The following is an 18689-nucleotide window of genomic DNA, read 5'->3' on the forward strand; positions in this document are numbered from 1 at the left end:
GAAGGACGTCTGCCGTGCGCCATCTGATATCCGTCGACGACCTCAGCGACGAGGACCTGTGGTCCGTCGTCGCCCGCGGCGCCCAGTTCTCGGCCGACGGCCGGGGCGGGGCCCGCCCGCTGGAGGGTGATGTCGTCGGCATCTACTTCAGCAAGACCTCGACCCGTACCCGTACCGCCTTCTCCGCCGGCGCGCTGCGCCTCGGTGCGCAGATCGTTTCGTACGGCCCCGGGGATCTGCAGCTCAACACCGGTGAGAGCAGCGAGGACACCGGCCGGGTCATGTCCGGGATGCTCGATGTCCTGGTCGCCCGGACCGCGGACGACCCGGCCGAGATGCGGGCCTGGGCCGCCCAGAACCGGATGTCCGTGGTGAACGCGATGAGCGCCGACGAACACCCCACACAGGCGCTCACCGATCTGACCACGCTGCTGCAGCAGTTCGGCCGGATCGAGGGGCTGCGCGTCCTCTACATCGGCGAGGGCAACAACACCGCGTCCGCCCTGGCGCTGGCCCTGACCCGGTTCCCGGGCGCGGAGCTGGAGCTGCGTACGCCGCCCGGCTACGGGCTCGAGGACCGGTTCCGTAAGCGCGCCGAGGAACAGGCCGCCCACTACGGCAGCCGGTTCCGCGAGCGCCACGACATGGCAGGCCTGCCCGCCGGCCAGGACGCGATCTACACCACGCGCTGGCAGACCACCGGCAGCACCAAGCCCGACCCGGACTGGCGGCGGATCTTCGCACCCTTCCAGGTGACCCGGGCGCTGTGGGAGGACAGCCCCAAGGCGGTCTTCCTCCACGACCTGCCCGCCCACCGCGGCGACGAGGTCACCGCCGACGTCCTGGACGGGCCGGCGAGCCTTGCCTTCGGCCAGGCCGAGAACAAGATGCACAGCGCAATGGCCGTGCTCGAATGGTGCCGCCGCGGACCGGTGGGCCCGGGCGGGGCGGACGGGCGGCAGCCGTGACCCTCGCCCCGCAGGCTGCGGCCGAAGCCAGGCCGTCGCCGCCCCCGCTGCGCAGGAACCGGGACTTCGTGCTCCTGTGGTCCGGCGCGGGGATGTCCTTCCTCGGCTCCAGGGTCACCGCGGTCGCCTATCCGCTGCTGGTGCTCTGGCACACCGGGTCGCCGATGTCCATGTCCCTGGTGACCTTCGCCGCGCTGCTGCCGGCGCTGCTCGTGCAACTGCCCGCCGGAGCGCTGGTGGACCGCTGGGACCGGCGGCGGCTGATGGTGGTCTGCGAGGCGGGGCGGACGCTGGCGCTGGGGTCGGTCGCGGCGGCGGTGTTCACCGGCAGGGTCTCGGTGGCGCACATCGCCGCCGTGGCCTTCGTGGAGTCCTGTTTCACCGTCTTCTACCGGCTGGCGGAGCGGGCGGCGGTACGCAATGTGGTGCCCGAGGAGCAGCTGCCGCAGGCGCTCGCGCAGAACGAGGCGCGGGGCCGCGCGGCCGGCATGCTCGGCCAGCCCGGCGGGATCCTGCTCTACACCGCGGTGCGCTGGGTGCCCTTCGTCTTCGGCGCGGTCGCCTATCTCGTCTCGCTGCTGACCCTGCTGTTCATCAGAAAGGACTTCCAGGGGGAGCGGACGGGCGAGCGGCAGCGGCTGCACCGGGAAGTCGCCGAGGGCATGCGCTGGTTGTGGCGGCAGCGGTTCCTCCGTACGGCACTGGGTTTCGTGGCCGGCACCAATGCCCTCTTCCAGGTGCTCAGCCTCGCCGTGATCCTGATGATCAAGGACGAGGGCCGTTCGGAGGCCGTCCTCGCCGTCGTCGTGACGGGCGGCGGCATCGGCGGCATGCTCGGCGCGCTCACCGGCGGCTGGTGGCTGCGCCGGTGCAGCCAGCGCGCCATCCTCATCGGCGGCCTGGCCGCTTGGGCGGCGCTGATGACGGGCATCGCCTTCACCAACGCCGAGCCCCTGCTGCTCGGACTGCTGTTCGCCGGTACGAGCCTGGTCGGCGCGGTCTTCAATGTCGCCGCCGCCGTCTACCAGGTCCGCACCACGCCCGACGAGTTCCAGGGCCGCGTCGCCAGTACGGCGAATCTGATCTCTTCCGGCACCAACTCACTGGGCGCGCTGCTCGCAGGACTCGCCCTCGAACTCTGGGGAGCCGCCGACTCGGTGCTGCTGACCGGTGGCGCGATGGCTGCCCTCGCGCTCGCGGCCGCGGTGAGCCCGGCGCTCCGTACCGAGGACGCCGCCGCGCCCGCGAAATACAACGGCCGGGGCCTCGAAAACGACGATCGGGACCTCGGAGAACATGACAACGACGGGGGGAAGGCCCATGACTGACACTGCAGCCGTGTGGTTCCGCATCCATCGAAGGGCCGTCGAGCCACGGCTGAGGCTGGTGTGCTTCCCGCACGCCGGCGGCACCGCACAGCTCTACCACGGCTGGCCGGCCCGGCTGCCCATGGACATCGAGCTGCTCGCGGTCCGCTACCCCGGCCGGCAGGACCGGCTCTCCGAGCCGTGCGTCGAGGACATGGCGGTCCTCGCCGACCGGGTCACCGACGCCCTCGTTCCGTATCTGGACCGGCCGGTGGCGCTGTTCGGTCACAGCATGGGCTCTGCTGTCGCCTATGAGGTGGCGCTCCGCCTGGAGGCCCGCCACGGCACCACCACCGCCCGGCTGATGGTCTCCGGCCGGGCCGCGCCGCACCGGGCCAGGACCAGCGGGCTGCACGAAGGGGACGACGAGGCGCTGGTCGCAGGGGTGCGCAGCCTGGGCGACCTGGGTTCGGAGGTCTTCGACATCCCGGAGCTGCGGGAGCTGCTGCTCCCCGCCCTGCGCGCCGACTACCGGCTCATCGAGTCCTACCGCCCCGAACACCCCACGCCCCTCCGCGCGCCCGTCACGGCGTACATCGGCGATGACGACCCCGGCTCCGGCCGGATGCGCGAGGACGTGATGGCCTGGGCGGAGCTGACCACCGCGGGCGACTTCGCGCTGCGGGCCTTCCCCGGCGACCACTTCTATCTCGCCCCGTGCGAGGCGGAGTTGACCACCGACATCACTCAACGCCTGGAAGGCGTGGGGCGAAATAGAAAATTCATAGCTTCCCCCTAGACAGTCATTGAATAGTGAAGGGATCGGCCCATGACCGAAGAGCAGATCTGGACGCCGCTGGAGATCGAGGCGGAGCTCGCCGGCGGCACGGAGGAGCTCACCGACCGGCTCAAAGACCTCGGTGACGAACTCGGGAGCCTGCTGGCGCAGGAGAAGGCCCTGGTCTTCCGGGGGTTCGGGGTCACACCTGGCAAACTCGACGCAGTCCTGGACCTGCTGTTGCCGAACCGGCTCGCCTATGTGCACGGCAACTCACCGCGCACCAAGGTCGGCAGCAACGTCTACACCTCGACCGAGTACCCGCAGGAATTCACCATCTCGATGCACAACGAGATGAGCTACGCCCATGCCTGGCCCGCCCGGCTGGCCTTCTACTGCCAGATCCAGCCCGGCGGCGGTGGTGCCACGCCCGTCGTCGACTCGGAACTGTGGCTCAGCTCCCTCGACGCCGAGATCCGGGACGCCTTCGCGGGCGGAGTCCGCTACGTCCAGAACCTCCACGACGGCTACGGCCTCGGCAAGAGCTGGCAGGACACCTTCGAGACCGACAAGCGCCAGGACGTGGAGTCCTTCCTCGACGGCACCGGAGCCACCTGGGAGTGGAAGGCCGACGGCAGCATCCGGGTCGAGTCCGTGCGCCCGTCCACCACCAAGCACCCGCTCACCGGCACCGAGGGCTGGTTCAACCAGGCCGACCAGTGGCACCCGGCCGGCCTCGGTGACGACACCGCGGCCGCCCTCTCCCAGATCCTCCCCGAGGACGAACTGCCGCAGAACGTCACCTTCGCCGACGGAAGCCCGATCCCCGCGGAGTACGTCGTCCAGATCCGCGACCGGGGCCTGGACAACGCGGTCGACGTGGACTGGCGCACCGGCGACCTGCTCCTCATCGACAACGTGCTGCTTGCCCACGGCCGCCGGCCCTTCACCGGTGACCGCCGCGTGCTGGTGGCGATGTCGGACTGATGACGCCATGACTGCCGAATACGAGCGTCTGCGGACGCAGGACGGCGTCCACATCTGGCAGGGCCGGGCGCCGGACCTGCTGGACCCCGGGGACGCCGCCCTGCTCTCCGCCGCCGAACTGGAGATCGTGCGACGCAGGTCGGAGCGGGCCGCGGTCCGGTACGCGGGAGCGCACGCCGCTCTCCGCCGGATCCTGGCGGGGTATCTCAGCGTGCCGCCCGAGCGGATCAGGCTCGGGCGGCAGCCCTGCCCCCGCTGCGCCCACCCGGAGCACGGCCGGCCACGCGTCGACTGGCCGCACACCGCACTGGACTTCAACCTCTCCCGGTCCGGCTCGCACTGGCTGGTCGCCGTCGCCGTCGGCAGCCAGGTCGGGGCCGACATCGAGGACGGCCGGGCCGTGGACGTCGAGGGCTCGTCCACGCTGGTGCTGGCCGACGGTGAACTCGCACATATGCGGGCCCAGAAGGACGAGAAGCGGCGGCTGGACGTCTTCTTCCGCTGCTGGACGAGGAAGGAGGCCGTGGTCAAGGCGAGCGGCGTGGGCATCGCCGCCGATCTGAGTTCGATCGATGTACGGCCGGCCGCGGAGGGACCCGTCCGCGTCATCCACACCGAACCGAACGGCCCGGACAACTGGCTGGTCCAGAACCTGCCGACCGCGCCCGGACTCTTCGCCGCGCTCGCCCGGGAGGCCACGAGCACCGGCCCCGTACGGCTGCGCGACTACCTCCAAGAGATCCACGACCACGACAGCCACCACAACGAGAAGGAAGGAGCCCACGCCGCATGACCGCCACCGAATTCACCGGATCGCCGGGCACCCCCATCCACGCGTACCTCACCGAGAACCGCGACAAGCTGCGCACTGTCCTCGCCGAGCAGGGCGCGATCCTGCTGCGCGGCTTCGAGGTCGGCGGCGTGGACGGATTCGACCGGGTGGTCCGCGTCCTCTCCGGCTCAGCGCCCCTCACCTACGCGGAACGCTCGTCACCCCGCTCCACCATCAAGGGGCAGGTCTACACGTCGACCGACTACCCGCAGGGCGAGGAGATCTTCCTCCACAACGAGAACTCCTACCAGGCCGTCTGGCCGCGCACCCTGTACTTCTTCTGCATCGAGCCGGCGCACACGCTGGGCGCCACCCCGCTCGCCGACATCCGCGAGGTCTACCGGCACATCGACCCCGGGGTGCGGGAGGAGTTCGAACGCAGAGGCTGGCGGGTCGTCCGCAACTTCCACGCCGAGTTCGGTGTGCAGTGGCAGGACGCATTCGGCACCGACGAACGGGACGCCGTCGAGGAGTACTGCCGCGGCAAGGGCATCGAACCGCACTGGCGGCCGGACGGCGGACTGCGCACCACCGCCGTACGCCGGGCCGTGCACACCCACCCCGAGACCGGCAGCCGCGTCTGGTTCAACCACGCCACCTTCTTCCACGTCAGCTCGCTCGCCCCGGAGGTCCAGGAGGGCCTGCGGGAGATCTTCGCCGAGGAGGACCTGCCCACCAATACGTACTACGGCGACGGCGGGCGCATCCCCGACGAGGTGATGGACCATCTACGGGCCGCCTACCGGGCCGCGTCCACCCGCTTCGACTGGCAGCGCGACGACGTGCTCGTCGTCGACAACATGCTTGCCGCGCACGGCCGCGAACCGTTCACCGGACCCCGCAAGATAGCCGTCGCCATGGCCGAACCGTGGGACGGCTGACAGCCGGTGCGCGCGAGGCGACAGCGGACGGGCCGGCCCCTCTGCGGCGGAACCGCGACTTCCTGCTGCTGTGGTCCGGCGCCGCTGTGTCCCTCCTGGGCACCAGGGTCACGGGGGTCTCGTATCCGCTGATCGTGCTCTGGCACACCGACTCGCCCCTGGTGATGTCGGCGGTGTCGTTCGCCGCCCTGCTGCCGCTGCTGCTGGTGCAGCTCCCCGCCGGAGTCCTCGTCGACCGCTGGGACCGGCGGCGGCTGATGATGATCTGCGAGAGCGGCCGGGCCCTGGCGCTCGGCAGCGTCGCGGTCACGCTGGCCACCGGCCGGTTCTCCGCGGTCCAGCTGGCCGCCGCTGCGTTCCTGGAGACCAGCCTCGCGATCCTGTACCGCCTCGCCGAGCGCGGAGCCGTACGCAATGTCGTCCACGCCGGCCAACTGGCGGCCGCCCTCTCGCAGAACGAGGCGCGCGGGCGCGCTGCCGTGCTGCTCGGCCAGCCCGGCGGCGTACTGCTGCAGAGCGCGGCCCGCTGGGCGCCCTTTCTCTTCTCGGCGGCGGCCGGACTTGCTTCGCTCGGCAGTCTGCTGCTGATCCGCAAGGACTTCCAACAGCAGCGGAAGGCACCGCCGAAGTCCCTGCGCACCGAACTCGCGGAGGGACTGCGCTGGCTGTGGCGGCAGCGTTTCCTGCGCGCGGCGCTCGCCTTTGTCGCTGGCAGCAACCTGCTCCTCCAGGTGCTGCCGCTTGCACTCTTCGTGCTCGTCAAGGAGGCGGGCCGGCCCCAGACCGCCGTCGCCCTCATCGTGGCCGCGGGCGGCATCGGCGGCATCGCCGGGGCGCTGAGCGGAAGCTGGTGGCAGCGCAGGATCAGCCTCCGCACCGTCCTTGTCGCCGGACTGTTCGGCTGGGCGGCCCTGATCACCACCATGGCCCTCGCCCGCCAGCCGCTCGTACTCGGTGTCCTGTTCGCCGGGACGGGATACATCACCGGCGTCTTCAATGTCGCCGCCGCCGTCCATCAGGTCCGCACCACCCCCGACGCCCTCCAGGGCCGGGTCGCGGGCACTTCGCACCTCGTCGCCACCGGAGCCAATGTGCTGGGCGTCCTGCTCGGGGGTCTGACCCTCTCCTCCTGGGGCGCGGCCCCCGTCTTCCTGTTGCTCGGCGGCGCCATGTTGGCACTGGCCACGACCGCGACGACGACACCGGCGCTGCGGGGCGAACACGCCGCCACGACCGACAAGTCCACCGAGACAAGGGAGACCGAGCATGGGCACGAGCGCGCACGGTGACCGGGACGATCTCCGGGCCGAACTGCTCAGGCGGCGACTCGCCGGAAAGCGCCGCGGCCACAAGCGAAGGGACCCGGCCCGCGCCGACCGGAACGGCCCGCTGCGCCTCTCCCACGGCCAGCAGCAGATGTGGTTCCTGAACCGGCTGGAACCCGACAGCCCCGAATATCTGGTCCCGTTGGCCCTGCGGCTGCGGGGCCCTCTCGACGTCCCGGCCCTTGCCCGGGCCTGGGACCGCTTCCTGGCGCGGCACGAGATCCTGCGCACCCGGTACGTATGGGAGGGCACGGAGCCTGTCCAGGTCATCGACCCCGTGCGCCCGGTGGAACTCCCTGTCGAAGACCTCTCACGGCTCGCCGACACGGAACGGGAGGCAGCGGTACGGGAGCGTATCGCGCGGGCCTCCAAGCGCCCCGTGGACCTGGAGCGGGAATGGCCGGTCCGCGGACATCTGCTCCGCTGCGCGGCCGACGAACACGTACTGATCGTGGTCGTGCACCACATCGCCTGCGACGCCTGGTCGGCGCACCTCTTCGCGGAAGACATCAGCGCGTTGTACGCGGCAGGCCCGGCGGATGGCCCGGAGCCGCTCACTTTCCAGTACGCGGACTACGCGGCATGGGAGGGCGAGCAGCTCGCGGGCGAGGGCGGACAGCGCCGTCTCGAGTACTGGCGGCAGCAACTGGCGGGTCTCACCCAGCTCGCCCTGCCGACGGACCGGCCCCGACCCGCCGTACGCGACCACCGGGGCGACTCGGTGGTCCGCGACCTGCCGGCCGAACTCGCCGACGCCGTACGCGACCTGGCCAAGCGGCACGAAACGACACCCTTCACCGTGCTGCTCACCGCCTTTCAGGCACTTCTGGCCCGGTACACCAGCGCCGACGACATCGCCGTCGGCACCCTGCTGTCGACACGGAACCGCCCGGAATGGCAGCGCCTCTTCGGCTACGGCATCAACAGCCTCGTCCTGCGCGGTCGCCTCGACGGCGACCCGGCCTTCGACGAGTTGCTTTCCGCCACCCGCGTCACCGTGCTCGACGCCTTCGAGCACCAGGATGTTCCGTTCCCCCAGTTGGTCACGGAACTCGAACCCGAGCGCGACAGGTCGCGCACCCCGCTCTTCCAAGTGCTGTTCACCCTGCGCGAGGACACGGTCGACGACTACCGACTGCCGGGCGTCTCCATGACGGGCATCCCGCCTGCCGAGCCCCCGGCACGGTTCGACCTCTCCCTGGTGATGAACGAGGGGCGGGACGGGGCGTTGTCCGCGCGGCTGGAGTTCGCGACGGCGCTGTTCGACCGTGCGACGGCCGAGCGGATGGTGAGCCATTTCGTACGTCTCCTCGGTGCCGCCGTCACCCGGCCGGAGACCCGGCTGTCCCGGCTCGAGATCCTCGGCGAGGAGGAACGGACGGCGCTGCTGAAGGCCGCCGGACCGCGGGGCGGGAGTTCCGCCAGGCGCCGGGTGCATGAGCTGTTCGAGGAGCAGGTGGGGCGTACGCCGGATGCCGGGGCGGTGACGTTCGGTGGGGAGACGTTGTCGTACGGGGAGTTGAATGCCCGGGCGAACCGTGTTGCCCATCTGTTGCGTGCCAGGGGTGTGGGCCCGGAGGACTTGGTCGGTCTGTGCTTGGAGCGGGGCATCGAGCTGTTGCCTGCGTTGCTCGGTGTGCTGAAGGCCGGTGCGGCCTATCTGCCGCTGGATCCGGCGAATCCGGCGGACCGTCTGGCGTACATCGTGCAGGATGCCGGGGCTCGGGTGGTGCTGTCCACGTCGGCGGTGGCGGGTGTTCTGGAGGGCCGGTACGAGGGTGAGCTGGTCCTTCTGGACCGGGATGCGGAGCTGATCGCTGCTCAGCCGGACAGTGATCCGGCGGTGGAGGGCAGCCCGCAGAACCTGATCTACACGATCTACACCTCCGGCTCGACGGGGAAGCCCAAGGGCGTTGCCCTCACCCACGCCAATGTGGTGCGGCTGCTCAGCACCGCGCAGGAGCACTACGCCTTCGACGAGACCGATGTGTGGTCGCTGTTCCACTCGTACGCCTTCGATGTGTCGGTCTTCGAGATGTGGGGTGCGCTGCTGCACGGCGGACGTCTGGTCGTGGTGCCGTTCACGGTCACCCGCTCGCCGGAGGAGTTCCTGGACCTGCTGGTGGAGGAGGAGGTGACGGTCCTCAGCCAGACGCCGTCCGCCTTCCGCGGTCTGGTCGCGGCAGCGGGGGAGCATCAACTCGGTTTACGAGCAGTGGTGTTCGCGGGCGAGAAGCTGGAGGCCTCCGAGCTGAAGCCGTGGACCGACCGGCTCGGCCTGGCCAGGACGGCCCTGGTCAACATGTACGGCATCACCGAGACCACCGTCCACACCACCTACCACCGGCTGAATGAGCAGGACCTGCTGGTCGGAGCAGGCAATGCCATAGGCCGCCCACTGGGCGACCTGACCGTCCATCTGCTGGATGGTCATGGTGGTTTGGTGCCGATCGGGGTGCCGGGGGAGATTCATGTCGGTGGCCCGGGTGTGGCGCGTGGCTATCTGAACCGTCCGGAGCTGACCGCCGAGCGTTTCGTGCCGAACCCCTTCGGTCCTGCGGGCTCGCGGCTGTACAAGAGCGGTGACCTGGCGCGGCGGCTCCCGGACGGGAGTCTGGAGTTCCTCGGACGGATCGACGACCAGGTCAAGATCCGCGGCTTCCGCATCGAGCTGGGTGAGATCGAAAGCGTGCTGGCCGGGCATCCGGCGGTGCGGGACGCGGTCGTCGTCGTACGTGACGAACGGCTGGTGGCGTACGTCGTACCGGTGGATCACGCTCCGAGGCCGGTCGAGCTGCGGGCACATCTGGCAGCCTCGCTGCCCGAGTACATGGTCCCCTCGGCCTTCGTCGCGCTCGACCGGCTCCCGCTGACCACCAATGGCAAGCTCGACAAGCGCGCCCTGCCAGCCCCTGGTCAGGACGCTCTGGGCAGCGACCGGGCGTACATCGCCCCGCGCACCGCCGTCGAGGAGCGCATCGCCGAGGTCTGGCAGGAGGTGCTCGGCCTGGACCGGGTGAGCGTCGAGGACGGCTTCTTCGACCTCGGCGGCGACTCCATACGGGCGGTGGCCCTTGTCGGCGCCCTGCGGGCGGCCGGGTTCGACGTTGCCGTACGGGACATCTTCGACCACCGCACGATCACCGGGCTGGCCGGACTCGTGGCAGGGCGGGAGCGCGCCGTCGTACAGGCGGCGGTGGAGCCGTTCGAGCTGCTGGCCGACGGGGACCGTGAGCGGCTGCCGGCCGAGCTGGCTGACGCGTACCCGATGTCGCAGACGCAGATCGGCATGGTCGTCGACATGCTCGCGCACGACCGGCACAGCAACTACCAGAACGTTGCCTCCACCCGGATGCGCGACGAGGTCTCGTTCGGCCTCGACGCGCTGCGGACAGCCGCGGCAGTGGTCGTCGAACGGCACGACGTACTCCGTACATCCTTCGACCTCAAGTCCTGTTCCGTGCCGATGCAGTTGGTGCATCCGACGGCGGAGATCCCGGTGGTGGTGCGTGATCTGCGCGGACTTGATGCCGAAGAGGTGGAGCGGAGTCTCGGTGCCTTCCACGCCGAGGAGAAGGCCCGCCTCTTCGACCTCGCCGAACCCCCGCTGTTCCGGCTGACGGCACACCTGGTGGACGGCGGCTGGTGGCTGTCGGTGACCGAGTTCCACGGCATCGTGGAAGGGTGGAGCTACCACTCCCTGGTCCAGGAACTGCTCGCCTGTTACCGACGGTTGCGCGAAGGCCGGGAACCGGCTCCCTACACGCCGCCCGGTGTCAGGTTCGCCGACTCCATCGCCGGGGAACTGCGCGCGCTGGCCTCCGACGAGGACCGCGCCTACTGGACGCGGACGATCGCAGGCCCTCAGAGGTTCACACTCCCCGAGGGCTGGGGGGAGCCGGACCGGCCGGCCGAGCACTTCTGGGTGTCCGTGCCCTTCGACGACCTGGAGGACGGGCTGCGCGCCCTGGCCGCGAAGGCCGGTGCCTCGCTCAAGAGCGTGCTGGTCGCGGCGCACGGCAAGGTGCTGAGCACGCTCACCGACCAGCGGGAGTTCACCAGCGGCGTCGTTGTGCACACCAGGCCCGAGGCGGTGGAGGCCGACCGCATCTACGGCATGCACCTCAACACCGTTCCGCTCGCCTTTGGCCGGACGGCCGGCACCTGGCGCCAACTCGTCGCGCAGGCCTTCGCCCGGGAGGCCGAGCTCTGGCCGCACCGGCGGTTCCCCATGCCGGAGATGCAGCGCGTGGCGGGCGGCCGACGACTGGTGGACGTGCTGATCAACCATGTGGACTTCGACCGCCTGGAGAGCGACGCGGTCGACTTGGACAGCGTGATGGCACCCGGGACGACGGAATTCGACCTTGCCGTCACCACGATCTCCCGGCGCATCGGCCTGAAGACCAACACTCACGCCCTGAGCCGGCCCAACGCGGCCCGGGTGGCGGCGCTGTACAGGTCGGTGCTTGAGGCGATGGCGGCGGATCCCGAAGGGTCGGCGTGGGAGTCGCATTTGCCGGAGCAGGAACGTCGGCGTCAGTTGGTGGAGTGGAACGACACGGCGTTCGAGGCGGAGCCGGCGTCGGTGCTGGAGTTGTTCGAGGCGCAGGTGGCGAAGGCTCCGGAGGAGGTGGCGGTACGCAGCGGGGACGTGACGGTCTCGTACGGGGAGTTGGATGCCGAGGCGAATCGGATTGCGCACTGTCTGCGGGCGCGGGGGGTGGTTGCGGAGTCGCGGGTGGCGGTGAAGCTGGACCGTGGTCCGGAGTTGATCGCGTCGCTGCTTGGTGTGTGGAAGGCGGGGGCTGCGTATGTGCCGGTCGACCCGTCGTATCCGGCCGAGCGGGTGGCGGCGATCGTCAAGACCTCTGGTGCGAAGGTGCTGCTCGACGAGGACCGTCCGTCCGTGGAGGATTTTCCTGCTACGGCGCCGTCACGGGTCGATGATCTGGACCGGCTGGCGTATGTGATCTTCACGTCCGGCTCCACCGGTACGCCGAAGGGTGTCGAGGTTCATCATCGGGGCCTGGTCAACCATGTGGCCTGGGCCGCACGGGAGTTGGCGTCGCAGGGGACGGGCGGCGCACCGCTGTTCTCGTCCGCCGCCTTCGATCTGGTCGTGCCCAATCTATGGGCGCCGCTGGTGGCCGGGCAGGCGGTGCACACGGTTTCGCAGCGTGTGGACATGGCGGATCTGGGCAGCCACCTGGCCGCCGGGGGTCCGTACAGCTTCATCAAGCTCACCCCTGGCCACCTGGATGTGCTCTCGTACCAGCTCACGCCCCCCGATGCCGCCGCACTCGCCCCGGTCCTCGTCGTCGCGGGCGAGGCGTTCTCGCGGGCGACGCTGGAGCGGTGGCGTGCTCTTGCTCCGCAGACGCGGCTGGTCAATGAGTACGGTCCGACCGAGGCGTCCGTCGGCACCTGCGTCTTCGAGGTGCCGGCCGATACCGCTGCGGAGGTTCTGCCGATCGGCAGGCCGTTGCCGAATATGACGATGTACGTGCTGGACGGGTGGCTGCAGCCGGTTCCGGTCGGGGTCGCGGGTGAGTTGTATGTCGGTGGTACGGGTGTGGCGCGTGGTTATGCGAACCGCCCTGATCTGACGGCCGAGCGGTTCTTGCCCGACCCGTACGCCGCCGAGCCGGGTGCCCGTTTCTATCGGACCGGTGATCTGGTGCGGCAGCGCGAGGACGGGAATGTGGAGTTCCTGGGCCGGACCGACGACCAGGTCAAGGTCCGTGGCTTCCGTATCGAACTGGGCGAGGTCCAAGCCGTACTGGCCGAACTCCCCGCCGTACGCGAGGCCTTCGTCACGGCCCGTCAGCCGCAGAGCGGCGACAAGCAGCTCGCCGCCTACTACGTGTCCAGCGAACCCGTGCACGACCTCGCCGAGCACTGCGCGCTGAGGCTGCCCGACTACATGATCCCCGCCACCTTCACCGCCCTGAAGGCCATGCCCCTCAACGCCAACGGCAAAATCGACCGCCACGCCCTCCCCACCCCCACCGAAACCGCCCAGGACACCTACATCGCCCCCCGTACCGACACCGAGGAGCAGATCGCCACAGCCTGGCGCAAGGTCCTGGAGCGCGAACGCGTCGGGGCCGAGGACAGCTTCTTCGATCTCGGCGGCGACTCGATCCGTGCCGTCGCCCTCGTCGGCGCCCTGCGCGCGGCCGGGTTCGATCTGGACGTACGGGACGTCTTCGACTGCCGTACGGTCGCTGCTCTCGCCGTTCTCGTCGCGGATCGCGCACCCGCGGCCGTAAAGGCCCCGGTGACGCCGTTCGAGCTGCTTGCAGACGAGGACCGTGAGCGGCTGCCGGCCGGTCTCGTCGACGCGTATCCGATGTCGCAGACCCAGACCGGCATGGTGGTCGAGATGCTGGCCGACGAGAGGCTGCACCGATACCACAGCGTGACGTCGTTCCGTATTCGAGACGCGCTGCCCTTCGAGCCCGCCGCCCTGCTCGCTGCCGCCCGCACGGTCGTGGAGCGGCATGAGGTGCTCCGTACCTCCTTCGACCTCAACTCCTTCTCCGTTCCTGTGCAGCTGGTACATCCCACCGCCGAGATTCCGGTGTCCGTGCACGACGCCACGTCCCTGGACATTCACCAGACCCTCCGTGACTTCCAGGCCGACGAGCGTTCGCGCCCGTTCGCGCTCTCGTCTCCGCCGCTGCTCCGCCTCGCCGCTCACCTGGAGGGCGAGGGGGCATGGTGGCTGTCGATGGTCCGCTGCCACGCGATCACCGAGGGCTGGAGCCACTACAACCTCCTGATGGAGCTGCTGAACTGCTACCGGCGGTTCCGCGACGGTGGGCGTGCCGAGGCCATGGAACCGGCCGACAAGCCCGAGGTCCGGTACGCCGACTTCATCGCGGCCGAGCAGCGCGCCCTGGCCTCCGACGAGGACCGGGCCTACTGGGCCAGGACCGTCGAGGAACACCCCACGTTCTCGCTGCCGGCCGGCTGGGGAGAACCTGACGGGCCTGCGGGAGAGAGCCGGGTCAGGCTCCGCATCCCGATTCACGACCTGGAGCCCGGACTGCGTACCCTCGCGAGCCGGGCCAGGGTCTCGCTCAAGAGTGTGCTGCTCGGCGCTCACCTCAAGGTGCTGAGCGGTCTCACCGGCGAGCGTTCCTTCACCACCGGACTCGTCTGCGACGCCCGGCCGGAGGCGGTGGGCGCGGACCGAGTCCACGGCATGTATCTCAACACCGTGCCGTTCGTCCACGACCGCAGCCGGGCGGCGGGCAGTTGGCTGGGCCTGGTGCGGTCGGTCTTCGGCCGTGAGGTGGAGCTCTGGCCGCACCGCCGCTTCCCGATGCCGGAGATGCAGCGCATGGCGGGCGGCCGCCGCCTTGTCGGCGTGTCGTTCAACTACCTCGACTTCCACCAGGTCGACCAGGAGCTGGTGGACGTGGCGCCGACGCTCGCCGAGGGCGGCACCGAGTTCGACCTCGCCGTGACGACACTCGCCGGACACCTCGCCCTCAGCAGCCGCACCGGCGTCCTGAGCCCCGCCGCCGCGGAGCGGATCGGGGCGATGTACCGACAGGTACTCGAAGCCATGGCGGCCGACCCCGACGGGGATGCGGGCGAGGAGGTCTTCCTCTCCGCCGACGAGCGGTCACTGCTCGCAGGGCTCGGCCGCCCGGCGTACCGGACCGGCCCGCAGTCCACCCTGCCCGCCCTCTGGGAGGAGCAGGCCGCCCGGACCCCGCACGCGATCGCCGTCGTCCACGGCGCGACCACCGTCTCGTACGCACAGCTGGAGGCCCGCGCCAACCGCATCGCACACCACCTGCGTGCCCGGGGCGTGACCGCCGGGACTTCCGTGGGCGTGCTCCTGGACCGGGAGCCGGACCTGGTGGCGTGCCTGCTCGGAGTGTGGAAGGCGGGCGGGGCGTACGTCCCGCTGGACCCCGCGTCCCCGCGCGAGCGGCTGGAGTTCATGCTCGCGGACGCGGGCGCGCGGATCCTGCTGACCCGGCGCGAGAACGCGCCCCAGGGCTTCGACCACCCCGGGACCCTGTTCCTGGAGGACGCGCCCTTCGGTACCTACCCGGCCACGCCGCCTGCCCGGGAGACCGATCCGGAGCACCTCGCGTACGTTGTCCACACCTCCGGCTCCACCGGCCGCCCCAAGGGCGTCCAGATCACCCACCGGGGGTTCGCGCACCGGGTCGCCTGGACGGTCCGCGAACATGGCCTCGGCCCCGCCGACCGCATCCTCCACAAGACGTCGATCGGCTTCGACGCCGCCGGCTGGGAGCTGTTCGCCCCGCTGGTCTGCGGCGGTGCGGTGGTGCTGGCGCCGGCCGGGGTGGAACGGGACCCGGCCGCGTTGCTGCGTTCCGTCGCCGACCACCGGGTGACGGTGCTGCAGGTGGTGCCGTCCGTGCTGCGCCTCCTGGTGGAGACGGAGGGCTGGGCCGCATGCACGGCGCTGCGGCTGCTGTGCTCGGCGGGCGAGCAGCTCGACGGTGAACTCGCCGGGCACTTCCAGGCGTTGTGTCCGGCCGTGGAGCTTTGGAACACCTACGGCCCCACCGAATGCACCATCGACGCCACCGCGTACCGGGTCCCGTCCGGCCTCGCCGCAGGACCGGTGCCGATCGGCCGTCCCCTCCCGCACGCCGGGGCCCGGATCCTGGACGCCGACATGCGCAGAGTGCCGGTCGGGGTGACCGGTGAACTCCACATCGGTGGCGCCGGGCTGGCGCGTGGCTACGCGGGCCGGCCGGACCTGACCGCGAACCGTTTCGTACCCGATCCATACGGTCCGCCGGGCGCCCGCCTCTACCGGACCGGCGACCTGGCGCGGGTGCTGCCGGACGGCACGATCGAGTACGCCGGACGGACGGACGACGAGGTCAAGATCAACGGTGTGCGGGTCGCCCCGGCGGAGACCAGAGCCGCGCTGCTCGCCGTGCCCGGCGTACGGGACGCGGTCGTCGTCCCGTGGCGGGACCGCCGGGGCGAACAGCGTCTGGTGGCCTACGTGGTGGCCGACGGCACCGAGCCGGCCGGGCTGCGCCGCCGGCTCTCCGCCACCGTGCCCGCGGCCCTCGTCCCCGGCGCTTTCGTCGCACTCGACCGCATCCCGCTCACAGTGAACGGCAAGCCCGACCGGGCCGCCCTCCCGGCGCCCGAACGGGCCGAGGACCGCACCTGCCTGGCCCCGCGCACCCCCGTCGAGCGGGCGATCGCCGAGATCTGGTCCCAGGTGCTCGGCCTGGAGCGGGTGAGCACGCACGACAACTTCTTCGACTACGGCGGGGACTCCCTGCTGGTCATCAGGGTGATCGGCGCGGCACGCCGCCGCGGTCTGCCGCTGACCCTGCGGATGCTGTACGAGTACGACACCCTGGCCGACCTGGCCGAGGCCGTCGACTCGCTGACGGAAGGACAGGGCATGACGACCGACGTACATCCGACCGCGGAGCCGGCCCGGGCCGTCCCCGTACCGCGGATCTCCCGGAGTGAACTCCAGGAGGTCATGGCGGCCCACCACGTCCCCGGCGTGAGCATCGCGCTGCTGCGCGGCGGCGAAGTGGTGTCTGTGGAGGGGTACGGAGTGACGGCCGCCGACCGCCCCGAACCGGTCACCCCCCGCACAGCCTTCCAGGTGGCCTCGGTGAGCAAGCACGTCACGATGCTGGCCGTGCTCCAGCTGGTCGGCGACGGTGTGCTCAACCTCGACGCGGACATCAACCGGTACCTCACCACATGGCAAGTCCCGGACGGCGCCCGGATCACCCTGCGCGAGCTGGTCAGCCATCAGGCGGGCCTCAGCCATGTCGCCCCGACCAACTACCTGCCCACCGAACTCATGCCGGAGATCCCCGACATCCTCGGCGGTCGCCCGCCCGCCACCAACGCGCCGGTGTGCGCCGAGCACCCTGCGGGCACCGTCTTCAAGAAGAGCAACATCAACTTCTCGGTCCTGGAGCAGCTGCTCATCGACGTCACCGGAGAGCCCTTCGAGGCGATGATGCGGCGCCTCGTCCTCGACCCGCTGTCCATGGCCGACAGCACCTTCGACCAGAACCGCCCCGCCGTCGCACCCGTCCCGGTGGCTGTTGGCCACGACCCCGACGGTACGCCGATACCCGGTCGTTGGCGCGTCCGCAACGAGGTCGCGGCCGGCGGCCTGTGGGCGAGCGCCGAGGATCTGGCCAAGGTGGCGCTGGAGATCCGCCGCGCGTACCTCGGCGAACCCGGCACCCTGCTGAGCCGCCCGCTGGCGCAGCAGATGCTGACGATATGGCACCCCGGCAGCTTCTACGGCCTCGGCACCGTCGTCGACACCACCGGAGGCGATCTGGAGTACGGCCACGGCGGCCGTACTGTCGGCTACCGCGTCGGCACCTTCACCCGCGTCGACAGCGGCGAGGGCCTCATCGTGCTGACCAACTCCGAGAACGGCAAACAGGTCAACACCTTCGTCGCGGACGCCGTCCGACGGGCGGACGGCGGCCTCGGCACGGGGGAGATGATCGCCACCTGGGCGCACGCCGACGATGAGCCGGTGGAACGGGCGGCATCCGGTGAATGAGGCGCTCGCACAGGCCGTGGGAAGGCGCCCGGACGACGAGGCCACCGCCGTTCTTCTGCGGGTCGAAGGACCGGAGGGCGCCCGGTCGGCGGCGGCCGGGGTCGCCGATCTCACCACCGGCGAACCGGCCCGCCACGACCACAGGTTCCGCATCGGCGGAGTCACCAAGACCTTCGTCGCGGCGGTCGTGCTCGGACTGGTCGACGACGGCCTGATCGGCCCGGACGAACCGGTCGAGCGCCACCTGCCCGGGCTGCTCCGGGCGCCCGTGACCGTACGCCAGCTCCTGGACCACACCAGCGGGCTCGCCGACGACAGCGACGTCCGTTACAACGACACAACCTGGTTCCTGCGTCACCGCTTCGACGTCTTCACCCCCGCACAGCTGATCGACCTTGCCGTGCGGGAGCCGCTCACCTTCGTCCCCGGCACCCGGCAGCAGATCACCCGTGCCAACTATGTGGTGGCCGGGATGCTCGTCGAGCAGCTCACCGGACGCCCGTACGCGCAGGAGATCGAGGAACGCATCCTGCGCCCCCTCGGGCTGACCGCGACCACGCTGCCGGGCGCCGACCCCACCATGCCCGCACCGCACATCCATGGGTACGAGAACGGGGCCGACATCACGGAACACAGCCCGACGATCCACGGCGCCGCGGGCGAGATGATCTCGGCCGTCCCCGATCTGGACCGGTTCCTGACGGCCCTGTTCGGCGGTGAACTCCTCACTGCGGAGAGCCTCGCGCACATGTTCCGTGTCCCGGACGTCCCGTACATCAGGGGCGGCATGGCCTTCTGCGGCGCGGGACTCGACAGCATGGTCCTGCCCGGCGGCACCACGGTGTGGGGCATGGCGGGCGTCGTCCACGGATACCTCTGCGGCATCGGGGCCACCCGGGACCTGGGGCGCCGCGCCGTCTACATGATGAGTCCGCGCACCCGGGGGAACCTGCGGGTGCCGCCGGCGGTCCAGTCCCTGCTCACGGCGGCCCTCGAACCCGGCCACTGACACACGAGGCGGGCCCGGCACTGGGAAGAGTG

General features: G+C 70.6%; 9 protein-coding genes. All 9 read left to right on the forward strand.

Going from position 1 to position 18689, the window contains the following annotated elements:
* Window positions 1–14: 14 nt before the first annotated feature.
* Genes PXH83_RS24845 through PXH83_RS24885 form a run of 9 tightly spaced genes read left to right on the forward strand, consistent with a single transcriptional unit; the run spans window position 15 to window position 18657 of the window.
* The gene (locus tag PXH83_RS24845) at window positions 15–968 is read left to right on the forward strand and encodes an ornithine carbamoyltransferase (RefSeq protein ID WP_274563296.1); all 954 of its coding nucleotides are present in this window, start codon (window positions 15–17) and stop codon (window positions 966–968) included.
* Window positions 965–2296, forward strand: coding sequence for an MFS transporter (locus tag PXH83_RS24850; protein WP_274563298.1), 1332 nt, complete (start codon window positions 965–967; stop codon window positions 2294–2296). The genes PXH83_RS24845 and PXH83_RS24850 overlap by 4 nt, the downstream gene beginning before the upstream one ends.
* Complete coding sequence (locus PXH83_RS24855) at window positions 2289–3074, forward strand: thioesterase II family protein (RefSeq protein WP_274563300.1); 786 nt, start codon at window positions 2289–2291, stop codon at window positions 3072–3074. Before PXH83_RS24850 ends, PXH83_RS24855 begins: the two co-directional genes overlap by 8 nt.
* A gap of 30 nt (window positions 3075–3104) precedes the next feature.
* Window positions 3105–4040 (forward strand): TauD/TfdA family dioxygenase, encoded by a 936-nt coding sequence (locus PXH83_RS24860; RefSeq protein ID WP_274563301.1) that lies wholly within the window; start codon window positions 3105–3107, stop codon window positions 4038–4040.
* A gap of 7 nt (window positions 4041–4047) precedes the next feature.
* A complete protein-coding gene (locus PXH83_RS24865; protein ID WP_274563303.1) occupies window positions 4048–4833 on the forward strand; it encodes a 4'-phosphopantetheinyl transferase family protein in 786 nt (261 codons plus the stop codon).
* Window positions 4830–5753 (forward strand): TauD/TfdA family dioxygenase, encoded by a 924-nt coding sequence (locus tag PXH83_RS24870; protein WP_274563305.1) that lies wholly within the window; start codon window positions 4830–4832, stop codon window positions 5751–5753. The genes PXH83_RS24865 and PXH83_RS24870 overlap by 4 nt, the downstream gene beginning before the upstream one ends.
* Window positions 5741–7042, forward strand: a complete 1302-nt coding sequence (locus tag PXH83_RS24875; protein WP_274563306.1) for an MFS transporter — start codon at window positions 5741–5743, stop codon at window positions 7040–7042. The genes PXH83_RS24870 and PXH83_RS24875 overlap by 13 nt, the downstream gene beginning before the upstream one ends.
* Window positions 7020–17648: a non-ribosomal peptide synthetase gene (locus PXH83_RS24880; protein WP_274563308.1), complete on the forward strand. Its 10629-nt coding sequence runs from the start codon at window positions 7020–7022 to the stop codon at window positions 17646–17648. Before PXH83_RS24875 ends, PXH83_RS24880 begins: the two co-directional genes overlap by 23 nt.
* A complete protein-coding gene (locus tag PXH83_RS24885) occupies window positions 17641–18657 on the forward strand; it encodes a serine hydrolase domain-containing protein (RefSeq protein WP_274563309.1) in 1017 nt (338 codons plus the stop codon). The genes PXH83_RS24880 and PXH83_RS24885 overlap by 8 nt, the downstream gene beginning before the upstream one ends.
* Window positions 18658–18689 lie beyond the last annotated feature (32 nt).

The sequence above is a fragment of the Streptomyces spiramyceticus genome (assembly GCF_028807635.1).
In the GTDB taxonomy this organism is placed as follows: Bacteria; Actinomycetota; Actinomycetes; order Streptomycetales; family Streptomycetaceae; genus Streptomyces; species Streptomyces spiramyceticus.

Bases quoted from the DNA above. Each gene is read 5' to 3' on its own strand.
- PXH83_RS24870 (WP_274563305.1), top strand. From the start codon at position 4,830: ATGACCGCCACCGAATTCACCGGATCGCCGGGCACCCCCATCCACGCG.
- PXH83_RS24880 (WP_274563308.1), top strand. From the start codon at position 7,020: ATGGGCACGAGCGCGCACGGTGACCGGGACGATCTCCGGGCCGAACTG.
- PXH83_RS24865 (WP_274563303.1), top strand. From the start codon at position 4,048: ATGACTGCCGAATACGAGCGTCTGCGGACGCAGGACGGCGTCCACATC.
- PXH83_RS24860 (WP_274563301.1), top strand. From the start codon at position 3,105: ATGACCGAAGAGCAGATCTGGACGCCGCTGGAGATCGAGGCGGAGCTC.
- PXH83_RS24855 (WP_274563300.1), top strand. From the start codon at position 2,289: ATGACTGACACTGCAGCCGTGTGGTTCCGCATCCATCGAAGGGCCGTC.